Raw genomic sequence first — 14,052 nt, 5'->3', positions numbered from 1 at the left:
GGTATTGGAAAAATACTCGTTTCGGTGAGCGGTCAACCCTTCAGTTGTTTTCTGAATGAGTATTCCAGGGTATTTGGCTTCCCCGACTTGAGTTCCTTTTGTTGGCCACCGGAATGATAATCTGCGCTACCATGAAAGGCTTTTAAACAAAAAAACCTCGCTCCGAAGAACAGGGTTAAAAATAATTACGGACCTACCCTGCAGTCTGGCCCAAGCCTAAATATGTCCTAAGGGACATTTTATAAACAGCTTGTCCTCCTCGCTGGGGTTCCCCGAATCCTCCCACAAGCCAGCCCTGCTTTGGGATAAACTTCTCACCCAAGCAGGGTTTTTAAACAAAAAAACCTCGCTCCGAAGAACAAGGTTTTCAATCTTGGTGATCCCGCTGGGGTTCGAACCCAGGACCCTAACATTAAAAGTGTTATGCTCTACCAGCTGAGCTACGGAATCAATAATTGTATTTATTATCACCAAATGGCCTTAAACTGGTTACAAATGGCCATTGTTGTGATCCTGTCAGGACTCGAACCTGAAACCTTCCCGACTTTGGGTCGGGATGCTCTATTCAGTTTCGCTATTTAATCACTCCCAAAGTGATCCTGTCAGGACTCGAACCTGAAACCTACTGCTTAGAAGGCAGTTGCTCTATCCAGTTGAGCTACAGGACCTTTATATTACAAATAGAAACAGGCTTTTCAGCCTGTTTCTTGATGCTTTTTCAAAAGCTTGTGCAAATGTAAGGCGGTTTTTTTTAATTACAAACTGTAAATTGTAATTACTTATTTATTTACTCGAAATGATTGCTCATCTTTGCAAAAAAAACTGTTTTCATGCCTTCTGAGCCATTGACTGTTTTAGATGATTTTTATGTCAGGACCATTGGTGAAATCCCACTAAAGGAAATATTGTATTGTGTGCCGGAAACTTCCATAGCCATCGCTGCGCAAATCATGCGAAAGGAAATGTCCAGCTGTCTTTTTGTGGGTCGCGACAAGACTCATATCCATGGTGTAATCACTGATATTACCTTAAGAGATAATGTTTTGGCACAAGGTGTATCTCCTGAAAGACCCATAGCCGAAATCATGGATAAAACCCTGGTATCTATTCCTAAAGATGCATTCGTTTATGAGGCCCTGTTGCTGATGTTTCGCACCAAGACCAGGTACCTGCTGGTTTCTGAGGCAGGTAAATATATAGGAGTGACCAGCAGGAATAAGATTTTGACCATTCAGTCACAATCTCCCTTTGTATTTATACAGTCGGTAAAGCTTGCCCTGGATAAGGATGAATTAAAAGTTAAGTGGAAACAGGTACCAGGTATTGTGGATCAATTGATTCAGCGTGGGGTCAGGGCGGAAATTATCAATCAGATCATATCTACAATTGCCGATACCATCGCCCTGAGAGTGATTGAACAGGTGGTAAAAGAGCGTGGAAAACCGCCAGCCAATTTTGTGTTTTTTGTGTTGGGTAGTGAAGGAAGGAAAGAACAAACCCTGAAAACAGATCAGGACAATGCCATTATCTATGAGGATAAGGCCAATGAGCAGCGTGCCCTGGTAAGGGATTACTTTTTGGGTTTTGCCAAAGAAGTGTCCGATAGACTCCATGATATTGGATTCAATTATTGTAAAGGGGGATATATGGCAAGCAATCCCAAATGGACCCATTCTCTTTCCCATTGGAAGAGAAATTATGCTGCCTGGTTTCAGGAATCCTCTACCGAAACGGTAATGAGTTATGGGACTTTTTTCGATTGCAGACCCATATATGGGGATTTTTCTTTGCTAAATGACCTGAAAACATTTATGGATGGGCAGCTACAATATCCTTTGGAGCGGTTTTATTATAATATGGCACAGAATGCCTTGCAATACGATACCCAGCTTACCTGGTTGAGGAATATCAGGACTTTTAAAGTTGACAAGGAACAGGTTTTTGATATAAAGAAAGCCATGACACCTATGGTAGATGCGATCAGGCTTTACGCCCTGGCCAATAGGATTTTTGAAACCAATACGGGAAAAAGACTGAAAATCCTTACAGAGAGGGGCATTTTTACAACCATTGCATCTGACGAGCTGTATCAGGCATATTATTATTTGATGGGCTTGAGACTGGAAAAGCAGGCAGCCACTGTAATCAAAGAAAACAAAAAACCTGTCAACTATATAAAAATCAACACATTAACCAAAGTTCAAGTGGTGACTATCAGGGAAATTTTCAAGGTCATCCGGGATTTGCAGCTGAAAGTAAAGATTCAGTTTACCAAAACTTTTTGAGACCTTCCTGTAATATGGGTTTATCCATTGAAATAAAATGGGTACTTTGCCCCGATAAACCCAATGCTTAGTTTTCCTGAACATTGGGAATTTACATTATATGGAAAAAAACAACCATGCTTTTGGTCATTCCCCAATTGGTAAGTTGCTGGTCCAACAGGCGGTTCCGGCAGCGGTAGGGATTTTGGTTTTGTCCATTTATGGTATTGTGGATACGATATTTGTGGGTCGCTTCGTAGGCTCTCTTGGAATTGCCACAATCACCGTGGTTTTACCCATTACTTTTCTGATTTCCAGTATTGGCATGTCCATAGGTGTGGGTGGAGCATCCATCATTTCCAGGGCATTTGGAGACAACAATAATGTAAGGGCTTTTGCCACATTTGGGAATCAGATTGGCATGACCCTGACCCTGGCCTTGTTTTTTGTAGGCATGGGGTATGTGTTTTCAGAAGAAATCCTGAAGCTTTTTGGTGGGAAAGGGGATGTTTTACAACCCGCCAAGGATTATTTTACCATTATCCTGATAGGTATTCCTTTTTTGGCCTGGGCCATGATGAGTAATAATGTGATCAGGGCAGAAGGCTATCCAAAAGTGGCCATGTACACCTTGATTGTTCCAGCAGTATTTAATATTGTTCTGGATCCTATTTTTATTGTATGGCTGGATATGGGCCTAAAAGGAGCGGCATGGGCTACCACTATTTCATATATAGCGAGTGCAGGCTATACATTGTGGTTTTTCATGTTCGGAAAATCCATTATGAAAGTTAAAGCTTCCTGGTTCAAGCCCGATCTGGCTATTGCCAGGGAAATTTCAGCTTTGGGAGCGGTTACTTTGGCCAGACAGGGGACGGTGAGCATTTTGGCCATAGTCCTGAATAACGAACTCTTTACCTATGGAGGGGAGATGGCCTTGTCTGTTTTTGGGGTGATCAACCGGGTCATGATGTTTGCAAATTTCCCGGTACTGGGCATTACCCAGGGTTTTGTGCCCATAGCAGGGTACAACTACGGCGCAAGGTTCAAAGATAGGGTGCATTTGGCCATCAGGCTTGCCTTGAGGTCTTCCAGCTTGATAGCACTTGTCATTTTTATTTTGATCATGAGTTTTACAGGTTCTTTGGTCCAGGTTTTTACTGAAGATGAAACCTTGATTCTGGAAAGTATTCCGGCCATGCGAAAGGCATTTCTGGCTACCCCGCTACTGGCCTTTAGTTTGATAGGGAGTGCTTATTTTCAGGCCATAGGCAAACCCAAATCCGCTTTACTTTTGGCCTTGAGTAAACAGGGGATTTTTCTGATTCCTTTAGTCATCATTATGCCCCTGTTTTTTGGTTTGGAAGGAATCTGGTATGCATTTCCTCTCGCGGATACGGGTGCTGCTGCCATTTCTTATTTTTACCTCAAAAAAGGTACAGATGCGTTGTAAGGAAACCGTATTTGATGTTTATTTCCTATTGTCAAGGCGGTATCAGTATTTGGAATTCATTTGAGGAAATGTTTAATCGGTTAATCGCTTAACTGTTTAATCCCAATCAGTCCTGATAAATAGGAAATAAAAAAAGCCCCGATCAAGTGTTCGGAGCCTTTTTACTAGACCTAACCAACTTTAATTTCTTTTTTCGCAGGGGCAACAACCTGCTTGAGTTTTGGGATCTCAAGCATAAGGATGCCATTTTCATATTTGGCAGCAATCTTGTCGCTTTCTGCATTTTCAGGAAGGCTAAAGGATCTTTTAATGGAGGCATAGGAAAATTCCTGCCTTTTGATTTGTTCTTTATCCTCTTCCTTCTTTACTTCTTTTTCGGCTTGTATGGTTAGCACGCCTTCAGAAGACTCAATTTTAAAATCCTTCTTTTCAAATCCTGGTGCTGCCACCTCTACCTGAAATTCCTTTTCCGTTTCTTTGATATTTACGGATGGGATCTCGAATTTTTGTTCCCAATCATAAAACCGAGTGTCAAATTCCGGCCAGTTATCGGATCCCAGAAGATCTGAGATTGCCTTTGGCCAGAAACTTCCGTTTCTTTTTCCTAGTGTTAACATTGGCTATCTGAATTTTATAGGTTATGTTATTATTACACTACCAAGGTAATTTAATACCCTTAAAAAGGGTATGATCCCTATCATCCCAAAACATGATTTTTATCAAAACCAGCCCTGAAGGGTTGGATGCAGGCAAAAGCGTTCCATCCCTATTTATGCGGCGATGGGATGACAATAAATAAGCTGGAGTAGATCTATAAGTGGGTAAGGTGCTCGCCTTTATTGGGAAATGATCCTTCCGTCCTCCATTTCAATGATCCTGTCTGTACCTTCAGCGAATTCATGATCATGGGTTACGATCAACAAGGTTTGGTGATAGGTGGTGGCCAGTTCTTTAAAAATCCCAAAGACAATATCACTGTTTTTTTTGTCCAGGTTTCCGGAGGGTTCATCCCCCATGATAATTAAAGGATCATTGATCAATGCCCTCGCAATGGCTACCCTTTGTTTTTGTCCGCCGGACAATTGATTGGCTTTTTTAAGGGCATGGTCTTCCATACCAAAAATACGGAGTTTTTCCATGGCTTTGTATTCCAATTCCTTTCGGCCCATTTTTCCTAGTTTGAGCCCAGGAATCATTACATTTTCAAGTACAGAAAATTCCGCCAATAGGTAATGGAACTGAAAGACAAAACCGATTTTTTCATTCCTGATCCGGGAAAGAAAGGATTGAGATCGACCGGTTACAGGGCTTTCATCTATCAGCAACCTGCCCTGGTAACTGGTGTCCATAGTAGATAAAATATAAAGTAAAGTGGATTTTCCGCAGCCAGATTTCCCCATAACCGATACAAATTCCCCCCTTTTGATGGTGAAAGTGATATCTTTCAGCACTTGGGTTTCTACAAGATTATAGAAAAATTTATTGATGTTTCGGGCTTCCAATACAGGTATTTCCTTCATGTTATTTTCCTCTTATGATTTCTACCGGATCTACACTGCTCGCTTTTTTAGCCGGGAAATAACCGGCCATGTAAGTGGTCAACAAACTAAAAACACCACCAATAATGTAATACCGGGGATTAAAGTCTACAGGGAATGTCTTGATGGTGGGTAAGGCCTCAGTTTCAAAGGGGAGTTGATCAATGCCCATTCCTGCCAGATAACCTAAGATTAATCCTACCGCTCCACCCACTATTCCAATGATCAGAGCGATCAGGGTAAAAACGATGTTTACATCTCTTCCTGAAAACCCTGTAGCCTTTAATATAGCTATGGTATCCATTTTTTCATAAATCATCATGTTCAGAATATTGTAAATCCCAAATCCTGAAACGATAAGCAGGGTAATGCCAACCGCATAGCTGATTAGGTTTCTTATTTCTGTGCCGGTTTCAAACTGTGCATTGACGGTTTGTATGTCATCTGCTTTTATCTCAAATAAATTCCCATAATCGATGGCCATGGAAGGGGCCAGTTCCAGTGATTTCAACTTTACCTGTATGTCCGTAATAAATGAAGGAGGTTCGCCCAATATTTTTTGGGCCGTTTCCAGGGATGTATAACTTTGTACATTGTCCAGGTCACCTAAACCAGATTGATAATATCCCACCACCTTTAATCGTACGGTATTCCCTTGGGCCGTAGTGGCCTGAATCACATCCCCAATCTGGGCCAGCATGCGGTCGGCGGCACCTTTGCCCAATATGATGCTGTTATTGATGTTTTTCAGGTCATCGCTGTTTCCTGCAGTGACATAATCTTCAAAACTAAAAAGTGCATTTTCTGCATCTACATCGATTCCATTTATGGATCCCGTTATATCTATGTTTCCGATGTTGTAAAACACCTGGGTGTTTACTTTTGGGGCTACTCCCAAAACCCGCTCATCGTTTAGCAAGGTATGGATCATGGCAGTACTGTTATAGATACTTTTGCGGCTGCTGTTGGGTTTGATGGACCTGATGGTATTGTTATAGCTGCTATAGGTATCAGACATGTCAACAGGTTGGTTGGGGTTTGGCTTGATTTCATTGTAAAAGCGGATATGAGGTGTTCTGTTCAGTACCAATCCATCCAGCATCATGTTTAAACCATTCATAAAGCCTAAAAGTGCCACAAACATGGTAATACTAAAAGTTACTCCTACAGCGGCGACCAGTGTTTGTTTGAACCTGGCAAGCATGAGTTTTTGGGCTATTTCCAGTAATAAACCGAATTTCATGTGTTTATAATTTGTTTTCTAAGGCCATAACTTGTCCTGTACTGAAGGATTCCGACACTCGGAAAAATCTCGGATGATGAATAATTGCCCCTTGTTTTTACAGGATCTTTCTGCCAGATTTTAAGGTTTAATCAATTCAGTTGTTTCTTCAATTCCACTTAATATTTCTGTATTTTGGTAGTTTTTAATGCCGGTTTTGACTCCAACGGTGTCTCCTTCGATATTGATGACATACTGATCCTGAATCAGATAGGAAGACGGAATCAGAAGGGCATTTTCTTTTGTTTGAAGGATAATGTTAGCCTCCAAAGTCAAATTGGGGTACAACTGCGGGGGAGAGTTGGTGAACTCAGCTTCAACAACAAAACTTTTGGTTTTGTCATCCATAATGGGATGGATTTTGGTAACGGTAGCATCAAAGACTTCTCCACGGTAACTATCCATGTTGATTTTAATTTTCTGCCCCGCCTTGATTTGAGCAATGTCATATTCGTCTACCAAAAGCTCTAATATGAACTCCTCCCCATTACCCAACACGGCAAGTTTGCTTTGTTGGTTCACTAGTTCACCTGTCTCTTTCAAAAGGGAGTAAACCTTTCCATCTATTTTACTCTTAATTTCCAAATCATTCGCCAGGGAACTGGCTATTTCAAAGTTTTTTTGAGCATTTTCAGCATTGAATTCGATTTCCCTGATCAGGGTTTCCTGGTTAAGTTGCAGGGCTTTGAGTTCCGTTTCGGATTGGGAATACTGCAACAGCCGCTGTTCAAGGTCAAGATTTGTCCCAATTCCTTTGTCATGCAGTTTTTTTTGTCTTTCCCATAATAAGGAGTCATGGGTCATTTTTTCCTGAGCCAGTTTTATTTTTACCTCCAAATCTTTCAGCCTTGCGGTGTTGTTTTCCTTTTCCGCAAATGATTTGGAGAGGCTGGCCATGTCCTGGTTCAGTTCGGTGGCCTCATTGGACAAAGAAAACAAAATATCCCCCTTATTTACAATATCGCCCTCGCTGACAAAGATTTTTTGGATGTATCCACTACCATTTGGCTGTACCTCATATTGATTTTTGCTCAATACTTTTCCTGAAGCATAAACCGAAAGGCTGATATTTTGCCTGTTGGGAGTAATTTTTTCAGTGGAAGTAGAGCAGGAAATAAAGATGACCAGCAAGCTGAAAATAGTAATTTGAGAGATTTTAAACATGGTTAATTGTTTTTAACTATCAACTTTTTTCACTTCACCAATTTAAGGCATTTTGATGAATGGATTTGTACTTGAAAATAAAATTTAATTCGTTAAAATTAATTGGTGTTGAAATCTCCGCTAATCAATTTTGTTTCGTAATTTAATCATTTGATATGTAGCATTGAGAGATAGGGTAGGATGAAGAACCAGCATAAATGAAAACGAGTTTAAAAATAGCCATTCTTTATGTAGTTGTAGGGATACTATGGATTTTTGCAAGTGATACTTTGATACTTTATTTTTTCCAGAGTACAGATGTTTCAATATTAACAAATTATCAATCTTTTAAAGGGACAGCATTTATTTTTTTGACAGGGATTTTGTTGTACTATTTAATGGAAAAACATTACCTGTATTTGGATAGTAAGGTCAAAGAGCTTGAAAAAGCCAATTTAAAGATCGAAAAGGAACGGAAAAAATCCGATCATGCCAAAAATCAATTGGATCAGTTTATTTCCGTGGCATCCAATGAATTGGTTGAGCCAGTAAGACAGAGTCATGGTTTTTTGGAGCTATTTATCCGGAAAAACAAAAACAGTCTTCCAGAAAAATCTATTTCCTTTCTGGAATTGACATTAGATAATTTCTATAAAATTAAAGATGTGATTCAGGATTTGGTAGAGTTTTCACAATTGACAAAGGAAAGGGAAGCTTTGCAGATTGTAGATCTGAATGAAGTTTTGGAAAAGGCTATTCATTTGAATTCCAGGAAATTCGGGGTAGGAAAAATCGATTTGAAGAAAGAAGATTTGCCGAGTATCAAAGGTGATTACAAAAGGTTTTTGCAATTATTTGATCAGCTGTTAAATAACGCATTTAATTTCAGGGATTCATCAAGACCACTGAAGATTGAAATCAGTGTTTTCAAAGCTGATGGTTTTCAAACCATATCCGTAAAAGATAACGGTGTAGGCATAGCCTCTCAAAACCTGGACAGCATATTTTATATTTTACAGCAATATGATCAAGGCCTCATCAGGAGAGGTTCAGGTATGGGCCTGGCTATTTGTAAAAAAATCATAGAAGATGGAGGGGGTAAAATTTGGGCTACTTCTGTTTTAGGAGAAGGTAGTGCCATCCATTTTACCGTAAAAGATGCGGTTTCCAGAGAAAAAGTCTAGCCTGGAAAAAAGGTATCGGGAAGCCCGATTTTCGCTTTCATCTGATGTTTTCAAAAGGTCATAAAAGTTTATATATATTCCTTGGGATGCCTTAATTTAGCCTATCCTCCAGGGGCAGGTCAAAGGGAAGCAGTTTTCGCCTTTGAGCCATCACTTCCTGACAAAAAAAACCTTTTACAACTATTTCGTTCATTGAACTTTTGCCTGCTTCAAAATATACCCTAATTTAAGCTTTAACGTTATACAATTGGAATAGGATAATACAAATCATACCTTTCCAATAGAATAAATTTTACCCATTCCATACTTGTGAGGTGTGTAATTTCTCGTTCAATCTTTGGAATTAAATAATTTTTATACTTATTTCCTTACATGACCTGAGAAAAATTACGGGTTAAAGATTCTAACCAAGTTAAGTTGCTGATCATGAACATGTTGAATATATTTTTGATCGAAGATAATGAAGGAGATGTTTTATTGATTTCAGATGCTTTGGAGGAACTTAATATACCGCTACAAATCAGTTATGCAAAAGATGGTCATGAAGCAGTGGAGTTTTTGGAAAGTTGCTTGTGTGTAAACGACAACAATATTCCTGATCTGGTTTTGCTGGATATTAATTTACCTAAAAAGAACGGTCAGGAAGTGTTGCAATTTATCAAAAGCTCAAATGGGTTAAAGCAAATACCCGTAATCATGCTAACTACTTCCTCCAGTGAGACGGATATCCTGGAATCTTACAAAAATCATGCAAACAGTTACATTTCAAAGCCTATGGGGCCGGAAAGCTATCAGGATATCTTGCAAAAGATTGAAAGCTTTTGGTTCTCATTGGTAAAACTCCCTTCCAGGGTATAAGGTATGTCCTCAGAGGAAGATATTCAACGGATCCTCATTATCGAAGATAATGAAGGGGATTATATTTTGGTGGCAGAGGCCCTGGAAGAAAAATTCCCCACATCCAAAATTGATTGGGTGGCTACCTACAAAGATGCTGCTGCACAAAATTTTGCGGATTTTGACATCATACTTTTGGATCTTAGTCTCCCGGATAAAAGCGGAGAGCCATTGATCAAAGAAATTTTGGCCATGGCTGCCAGGATTCCCATTGTAGTTTTGACCGGTTATGCGGATAGGAATTTTGCTGTCAAATCTATCAGTTTGGGCATGTCTGATTACATGGTTAAGGATGAGCTTCACCCGGATATATTATTTCGGAGTATCATTTACAGTATAGAAAGAAAGAAAGTATTCAATAGGTTAGAAGAATCGGAACACCGGTACAAAGAACTTTTCCATCTCAGCCCTTTGCCCATGTGGGTATACGATCAGGTTTCATTTGAATTTTTGGATGTCAATGAAGCAGCCATTCAATCTTATGGTTTTCCGAGAGAAGAATTTCTTGGCATGACCATAGCGGATATACGGCCTGAGCAGGAAAGAAATAAGCTGCTAATCGCTGTAGAAGAGGGTAAAAAAAATCCTGGCTTTAAAAATGCAGGAACTTTCCTGCATTCAAAAAAAAACGGGGAGATCATTACGGTGGAAATCAGCTCTAATCCGATCAACTTCAGTGGTCGCCCTGCCAAGTTGGTACTGGCCAACGATGTCACTCTAAAAAAGGCTTACATTGAAACCATAGAAGAACAGAACAAAAGGCTCAAAGATATTGCATGGATTCAGTCTCATGTGGTTAGGGCTCCCCTTGCCCGTTTGATGGGCTTGGTAAGTCTGCTGGAAGTTGAACTAGAAGGTTTGTCAAAAGATAAAAAGGAATTGTTGGATCATGTTTTGGTTTCTGCTTCAGAATTGGATGATGTGATCAAGGATATTAATTCCAAAACCAGGAAAATTGATTTGCCCGATGAGTAATGTTTATTAGTAATTAAATTTTTTTATTCAGGGTAAAATCATCCATCACATAGCCATTTCCGATAGGGATAACCTCATCCCTTATCTTTGTAAATCCCCGCTTTTCATAAAATTGGATAGCTTTACTATTGTATTTGTTGACATTCAGCACCAGGTTCTTCATGCCGGTTTTTTCCCCTTCCGTTTCAAGGTAGGTTAGTATTTTCTTGCCGATGCCACTGCCTTGTGCTGTAGGCAGTATATACAATTTATGGATTTTAAGCTGAGGCAATCCAAGGTAATGAAGTTCATAGGAGGCAAAGCCCAAGGATTCCTTTCCCTTGGAAGCGATAAGGAATTTGTGGGCTTTTTTTCCCATTTGCTCTTGAAGGGAGCCTTTGCTGTACATCATGTCCATCATGTAGGCCAATTGCTCGGAACTAAGAATTTCCCCAAATGCAATGGGCCAAATGATTTTGGCCATATCCTGAATTAGTGGGATTTGTTGGCTGTCTGCCTGGTAAATTTTAATCATCGGTTCAATCTTATGACCGTCCACGCCGACCTTTTATAGGAAATACAGTGCCAAAAAAACCATTATCTCTGATTAAACCCCCGGAGTTTTACCTGAGTTAGTTTTCTTTTGGTGTCCAGCGGAAAGTCTCCCTTCATCATCCAGTCGTAATAACCGGGTTCTTCTTTTAAGACCTGCGTAACAGGTTTTCCTTTTTGTTTTCCAAAATTAAAGCATTCCTCCCCTTTGTCATTGAAAACAAATCTCCCTGCTAAATCCACCATTTTTTCATTGATCATGCTGTGGATTTTTTTCATATCATTTTCCATAACACCCACGATGTTTCCCTGGAGGTCTTCCATTTGCTCTCCCGCATACCTATCTATCTGGGCCTTGAACACCTCATAAGTAGCCAGCGTATCTGCCTCGGCACTATGGGCATTTTCCAGGACCTTTCCGCAATAAAATTTATAAGCAGATGCCAGGTTTCTTTTTTCCATCATGAAAAAGATCTTTTGGGCATCCAGCAGGTTTCTCTTTTCCAGATCAAAGTCAATGCCCGCTCTTAAAAATTCCTCGACCAATAAGGGGATATCATATTTCAATACGTTAAAGCCTGCCAGGTCCGCTCCCTCAAAAAACTGCTGCAGCTCCCGCGCCACATCCTTAAAAACAGGTTCATTGACCACGTCCTTGTCATAGATGCCATGAATAAGGGAGGATTCCAGCGGTATGGGTACCGTAGGATTGATTTTCATGGTTTTGATTTCCTCCTTGCCATCGGGATAAATTTTTAATACAGATATTTCTACAATTCTATCTGTAGATATGTTGACTCCTGTGGCTTCAAGATCAAAAAATGCAATCGGATTCTTTAAATTCAATTTCATTGGAATTTTTCTTTGTATATGAAAAAGGTTAGGTTCAAAATTGAGTGTACGACGTTTCCTGGCCCTTCCTCCTACCTGAACTTTTTTTGGAGTATTGTTAGTTAAACCAGGATTGCAAATATAGGAATTTTTACGGGTTTAATTAATCAACCGATTTTTGCTCTGGAGCTGGTAAAAAAATAATTTCACATCTCTGGAATAGATTTTGTCCCCAATGGGTTGTATAAGTAATGGTTACAGGCTTGTGGATAATAAAGTGTATAAATTGTTCAAAACCTTTGACCTTAAAGGGGTACTTTTGTTTGTATGGCAGATAAAAACAGCAATAAAACTGAACGATTAGGGACGTTAAGGAGGCGATCAGGTGATCCTGCAGCTGCATTGGGCAAATTGCCTCCCCAGGCCATTGACTTGGAAGAGGCCGTCCTGGGAGCATTGATGTTGGAAAAAGATGCCCTGACGGCGGTGGTTGATATTCTTTTGCCAGACAGTTTTTATAAAGATGCCCACAAGATGGTCTATGAGGCCATTCTGGATTTGTTCAATGCAGGGGAACCCATTGATTTGCTTACCGTTACAAATCAACTCAGAAAGAACGGGAAGTTGGAATTGGTAGGCGGAGCTTACTTTATCACAGAGCTTACCTCAAGGGTTTCATCAGCCTCAAATATTGAATATCATGCCAGAATCATCACTGAGCAGGCCATGAAACGGGACATGATCAGGATCGCTTCTGATATACAAAAGGAGGCTTTCGAGGATACCACCGATGTCTTTGAACTTTTGGATAAGATGGAGCAGTCCCTGTTTGAAATCTCCGAAAATAATATCAAGAAAAACTACGTGGACATGCGCTCTATCATGCGCGAGGCCATAATTGAGTTGGAGAGCAAAAAGGGGCAAAAGGATGGACTTACAGGTGTGCCCTCTGGTTTTACAGCCCTGGACAGAGTCACCTCTGGTTGGCAGAAATCAGATTTGGTGATCATTGCTGCACGTCCGGCAATGGGAAAAACTGCCTTTGTGCTATCGGTTTTGAGAAATGCTGCGGTAGACCATGATCGACCGGTTGCCATTTTTTCATTGGAAATGTCTTCCATTCAGCTGGTCAATCGATTGATCAGTTCAGAAGCAGAACTGGATTCTGAAAAAATTAAGAAAGGAAACCTGGCAGATTATGAATGGCAGCAGCTGATCCATAAAACCGGAAAACTTACTTCAGCACCCTTGTTTGTGGATGATACCCCGGCTTTATCTATTTTGGAATTAAGGGCCAAATGCCGTCGCCTCAAGGCCCAGAATGATGTTCAGTTGATCGTAGTGGATTACCTTCAGCTTATGTCCGGAGACAGTAAGGGAAATAATGGAGGCAATCGGGAACAAGAAATTTCAAGTATTTCCAGGGCCCTGAAAAAAATAGCCAAAGAACTTAGCGTTCCGGTAATAGCCTTGTCGCAGCTTTCCAGAGCCGTGGAGACAAGGGGAGGAGACAAAAGACCTCAATTATCCGACCTTAGGGAGTCTGGAGCCATTGAGCAGGATGCCGACATTGTCATGTTTTTATATCGTCCGGAATACTATGGGATTACTGAGGATGAAGATGGAAACAGTACCTCTGGCGTAGGTGAAGTCATTATTGCCAAGCATAGAAACGGCTCGCTGGAAAATGTGAAGCTCAGGTTTATTGGCAAGTACACCAAGTTTACCGATTTGGATTTGAATGTTCCCTACCAGGCCCAGGATGCGCTATATGGAAGTCGTTTTCCTAGTAGTGCAGGGGGTAAGGGTTTTGATGAAGGAGGAATGGTTAGGATGGGAAGCCGTGCCAATGGAGATGAGCAAGGGGAGAACCCCTTTCCTGGTGGAGAAGACAAAGCTCCATTTTAAATATTGGCAAAATATTTAAATCCCTGAAATTGAATCTTTAAAGCAA

The 14,052-nt window shown here is 40.4% G+C and carries 12 protein-coding genes and 2 tRNA genes; 6 read left to right on the top strand and 8 right to left on the bottom strand.

What is annotated here, in order from left to right; translation table 11 throughout:
* Window positions 1-374: 374 nt before the first annotated feature.
* A tRNA-Lys gene (locus HUJ21_RS24565) sits at window positions 375-450 on the bottom strand.
* 144 nt (window positions 451-594) lie between these two features.
* Window positions 595-668: transfer RNA gene (locus HUJ21_RS24560), tRNA-Arg, on the bottom strand.
* Between the two features lie 162 nt (window positions 669-830).
* On the opposite strand from HUJ21_RS24560, the gene HUJ21_RS24555 reads away from it, so the two are divergent.
* Both HUJ21_RS24555 and HUJ21_RS24550 read left to right on the top strand, forming a co-directional pair.
* Complete coding sequence (locus tag HUJ21_RS24555) at window positions 831-2,285, top strand: DUF294 nucleotidyltransferase-like domain-containing protein (RefSeq protein WP_291373673.1); 1,455 nt, start codon at window positions 831-833, stop codon at window positions 2,283-2,285.
* Between the two features lie 100 nt (window positions 2,286-2,385).
* The gene (locus tag HUJ21_RS24550; RefSeq protein ID WP_291373671.1) at window positions 2,386-3,717 is read left to right on the top strand and encodes an MATE family efflux transporter; all 1,332 of its coding nucleotides are present in this window, start codon (window positions 2,386-2,388) and stop codon (window positions 3,715-3,717) included.
* Window positions 3,718-3,887: 170 nt separating this feature from the next.
* Here HUJ21_RS24550 and HUJ21_RS24545 read toward each other — a convergent pair whose 3' ends face one another.
* The 4 genes from HUJ21_RS24545 to HUJ21_RS24530 form a co-directional block, all read right to left on the bottom strand.
* Window positions 3,888-4,334, bottom strand: a complete 447-nt coding sequence (locus HUJ21_RS24545) for an Hsp20/alpha crystallin family protein (RefSeq protein WP_291373670.1) — start codon at window positions 4,332-4,334, stop codon at window positions 3,888-3,890.
* A 219-nt stretch (window positions 4,335-4,553) separates the two neighbouring features.
* A complete protein-coding gene (locus tag HUJ21_RS24540) occupies window positions 4,554-5,237 on the bottom strand; it encodes an ABC transporter ATP-binding protein (protein WP_291373668.1) in 684 nt (227 codons plus the stop codon).
* A 1-nt stretch (window position 5,238) separates the two neighbouring features.
* Entirely contained in the window at window positions 5,239-6,498 is a 1,260-nt protein-coding gene (locus tag HUJ21_RS24535) for an FtsX-like permease family protein (RefSeq protein WP_291373666.1), read from the bottom strand.
* A gap of 120 nt (window positions 6,499-6,618) precedes the next feature.
* Entirely contained in the window at window positions 6,619-7,701 is a 1,083-nt protein-coding gene (locus HUJ21_RS24530; RefSeq protein ID WP_291373664.1) for an efflux RND transporter periplasmic adaptor subunit, read from the bottom strand.
* 197 nt (window positions 7,702-7,898) lie between these two features.
* Between HUJ21_RS24530 and HUJ21_RS24525 the strand changes: the two genes are divergently transcribed.
* The 3 genes from HUJ21_RS24525 to HUJ21_RS24515 all read left to right on the top strand — a co-directional run bounded on the left by HUJ21_RS24525 (window position 7,899) and on the right by HUJ21_RS24515 (window position 10,736).
* Window positions 7,899-8,864, top strand: a complete 966-nt coding sequence (locus HUJ21_RS24525; RefSeq protein ID WP_291373662.1) for an ATP-binding protein — start codon at window positions 7,899-7,901, stop codon at window positions 8,862-8,864.
* A 432-nt stretch (window positions 8,865-9,296) separates the two neighbouring features.
* Window positions 9,297-9,722 carry a response regulator gene (locus tag HUJ21_RS24520; protein WP_366483844.1) on the top strand — a complete coding sequence of 142 codons (426 nt, stop codon included), beginning with the start codon at window positions 9,297-9,299 and terminating at the stop codon, window positions 9,720-9,722.
* A 3-nt stretch (window positions 9,723-9,725) separates the two neighbouring features.
* Window positions 9,726-10,736, top strand: a complete 1,011-nt coding sequence (locus tag HUJ21_RS24515; RefSeq protein ID WP_291373659.1) for a PAS domain S-box protein — start codon at window positions 9,726-9,728, stop codon at window positions 10,734-10,736.
* Window positions 10,737-10,749: 13 nt separating this feature from the next.
* On the opposite strand, the gene HUJ21_RS24510 is transcribed toward HUJ21_RS24515, so the two are convergent.
* Complete coding sequence (locus HUJ21_RS24510) at window positions 10,750-11,250, bottom strand: GNAT family N-acetyltransferase (protein WP_291373657.1); 501 nt, start codon at window positions 11,248-11,250, stop codon at window positions 10,750-10,752.
* 62 nt (window positions 11,251-11,312) lie between these two features.
* Entirely contained in the window at window positions 11,313-12,119 is an 807-nt protein-coding gene (locus tag HUJ21_RS24505) for a 3'-5' exonuclease (RefSeq protein WP_291373656.1), read from the bottom strand.
* A gap of 306 nt (window positions 12,120-12,425) precedes the next feature.
* Here HUJ21_RS24505 and dnaB point away from each other — a divergent pair, with 306 nt between their 5' ends.
* Window positions 12,426-14,006 (top strand): replicative DNA helicase, encoded by a 1,581-nt coding sequence (gene dnaB / locus HUJ21_RS24500; RefSeq protein WP_291373655.1) that lies wholly within the window; start codon window positions 12,426-12,428, stop codon window positions 14,004-14,006.
* The last annotated feature ends 46 nt before the right edge of the window (window positions 14,007-14,052 follow it).

The organism is Cyclobacterium sp. (assembly GCF_014762705.1).
In the GTDB taxonomy this organism is placed as follows: domain Bacteria; phylum Bacteroidota; class Bacteroidia; order Cytophagales; family Cyclobacteriaceae; genus Cyclobacterium.
Note: the sequence above shows the minus strand (reverse complement) of the source record. Positions and strands in the feature narration are given on the sequence as shown.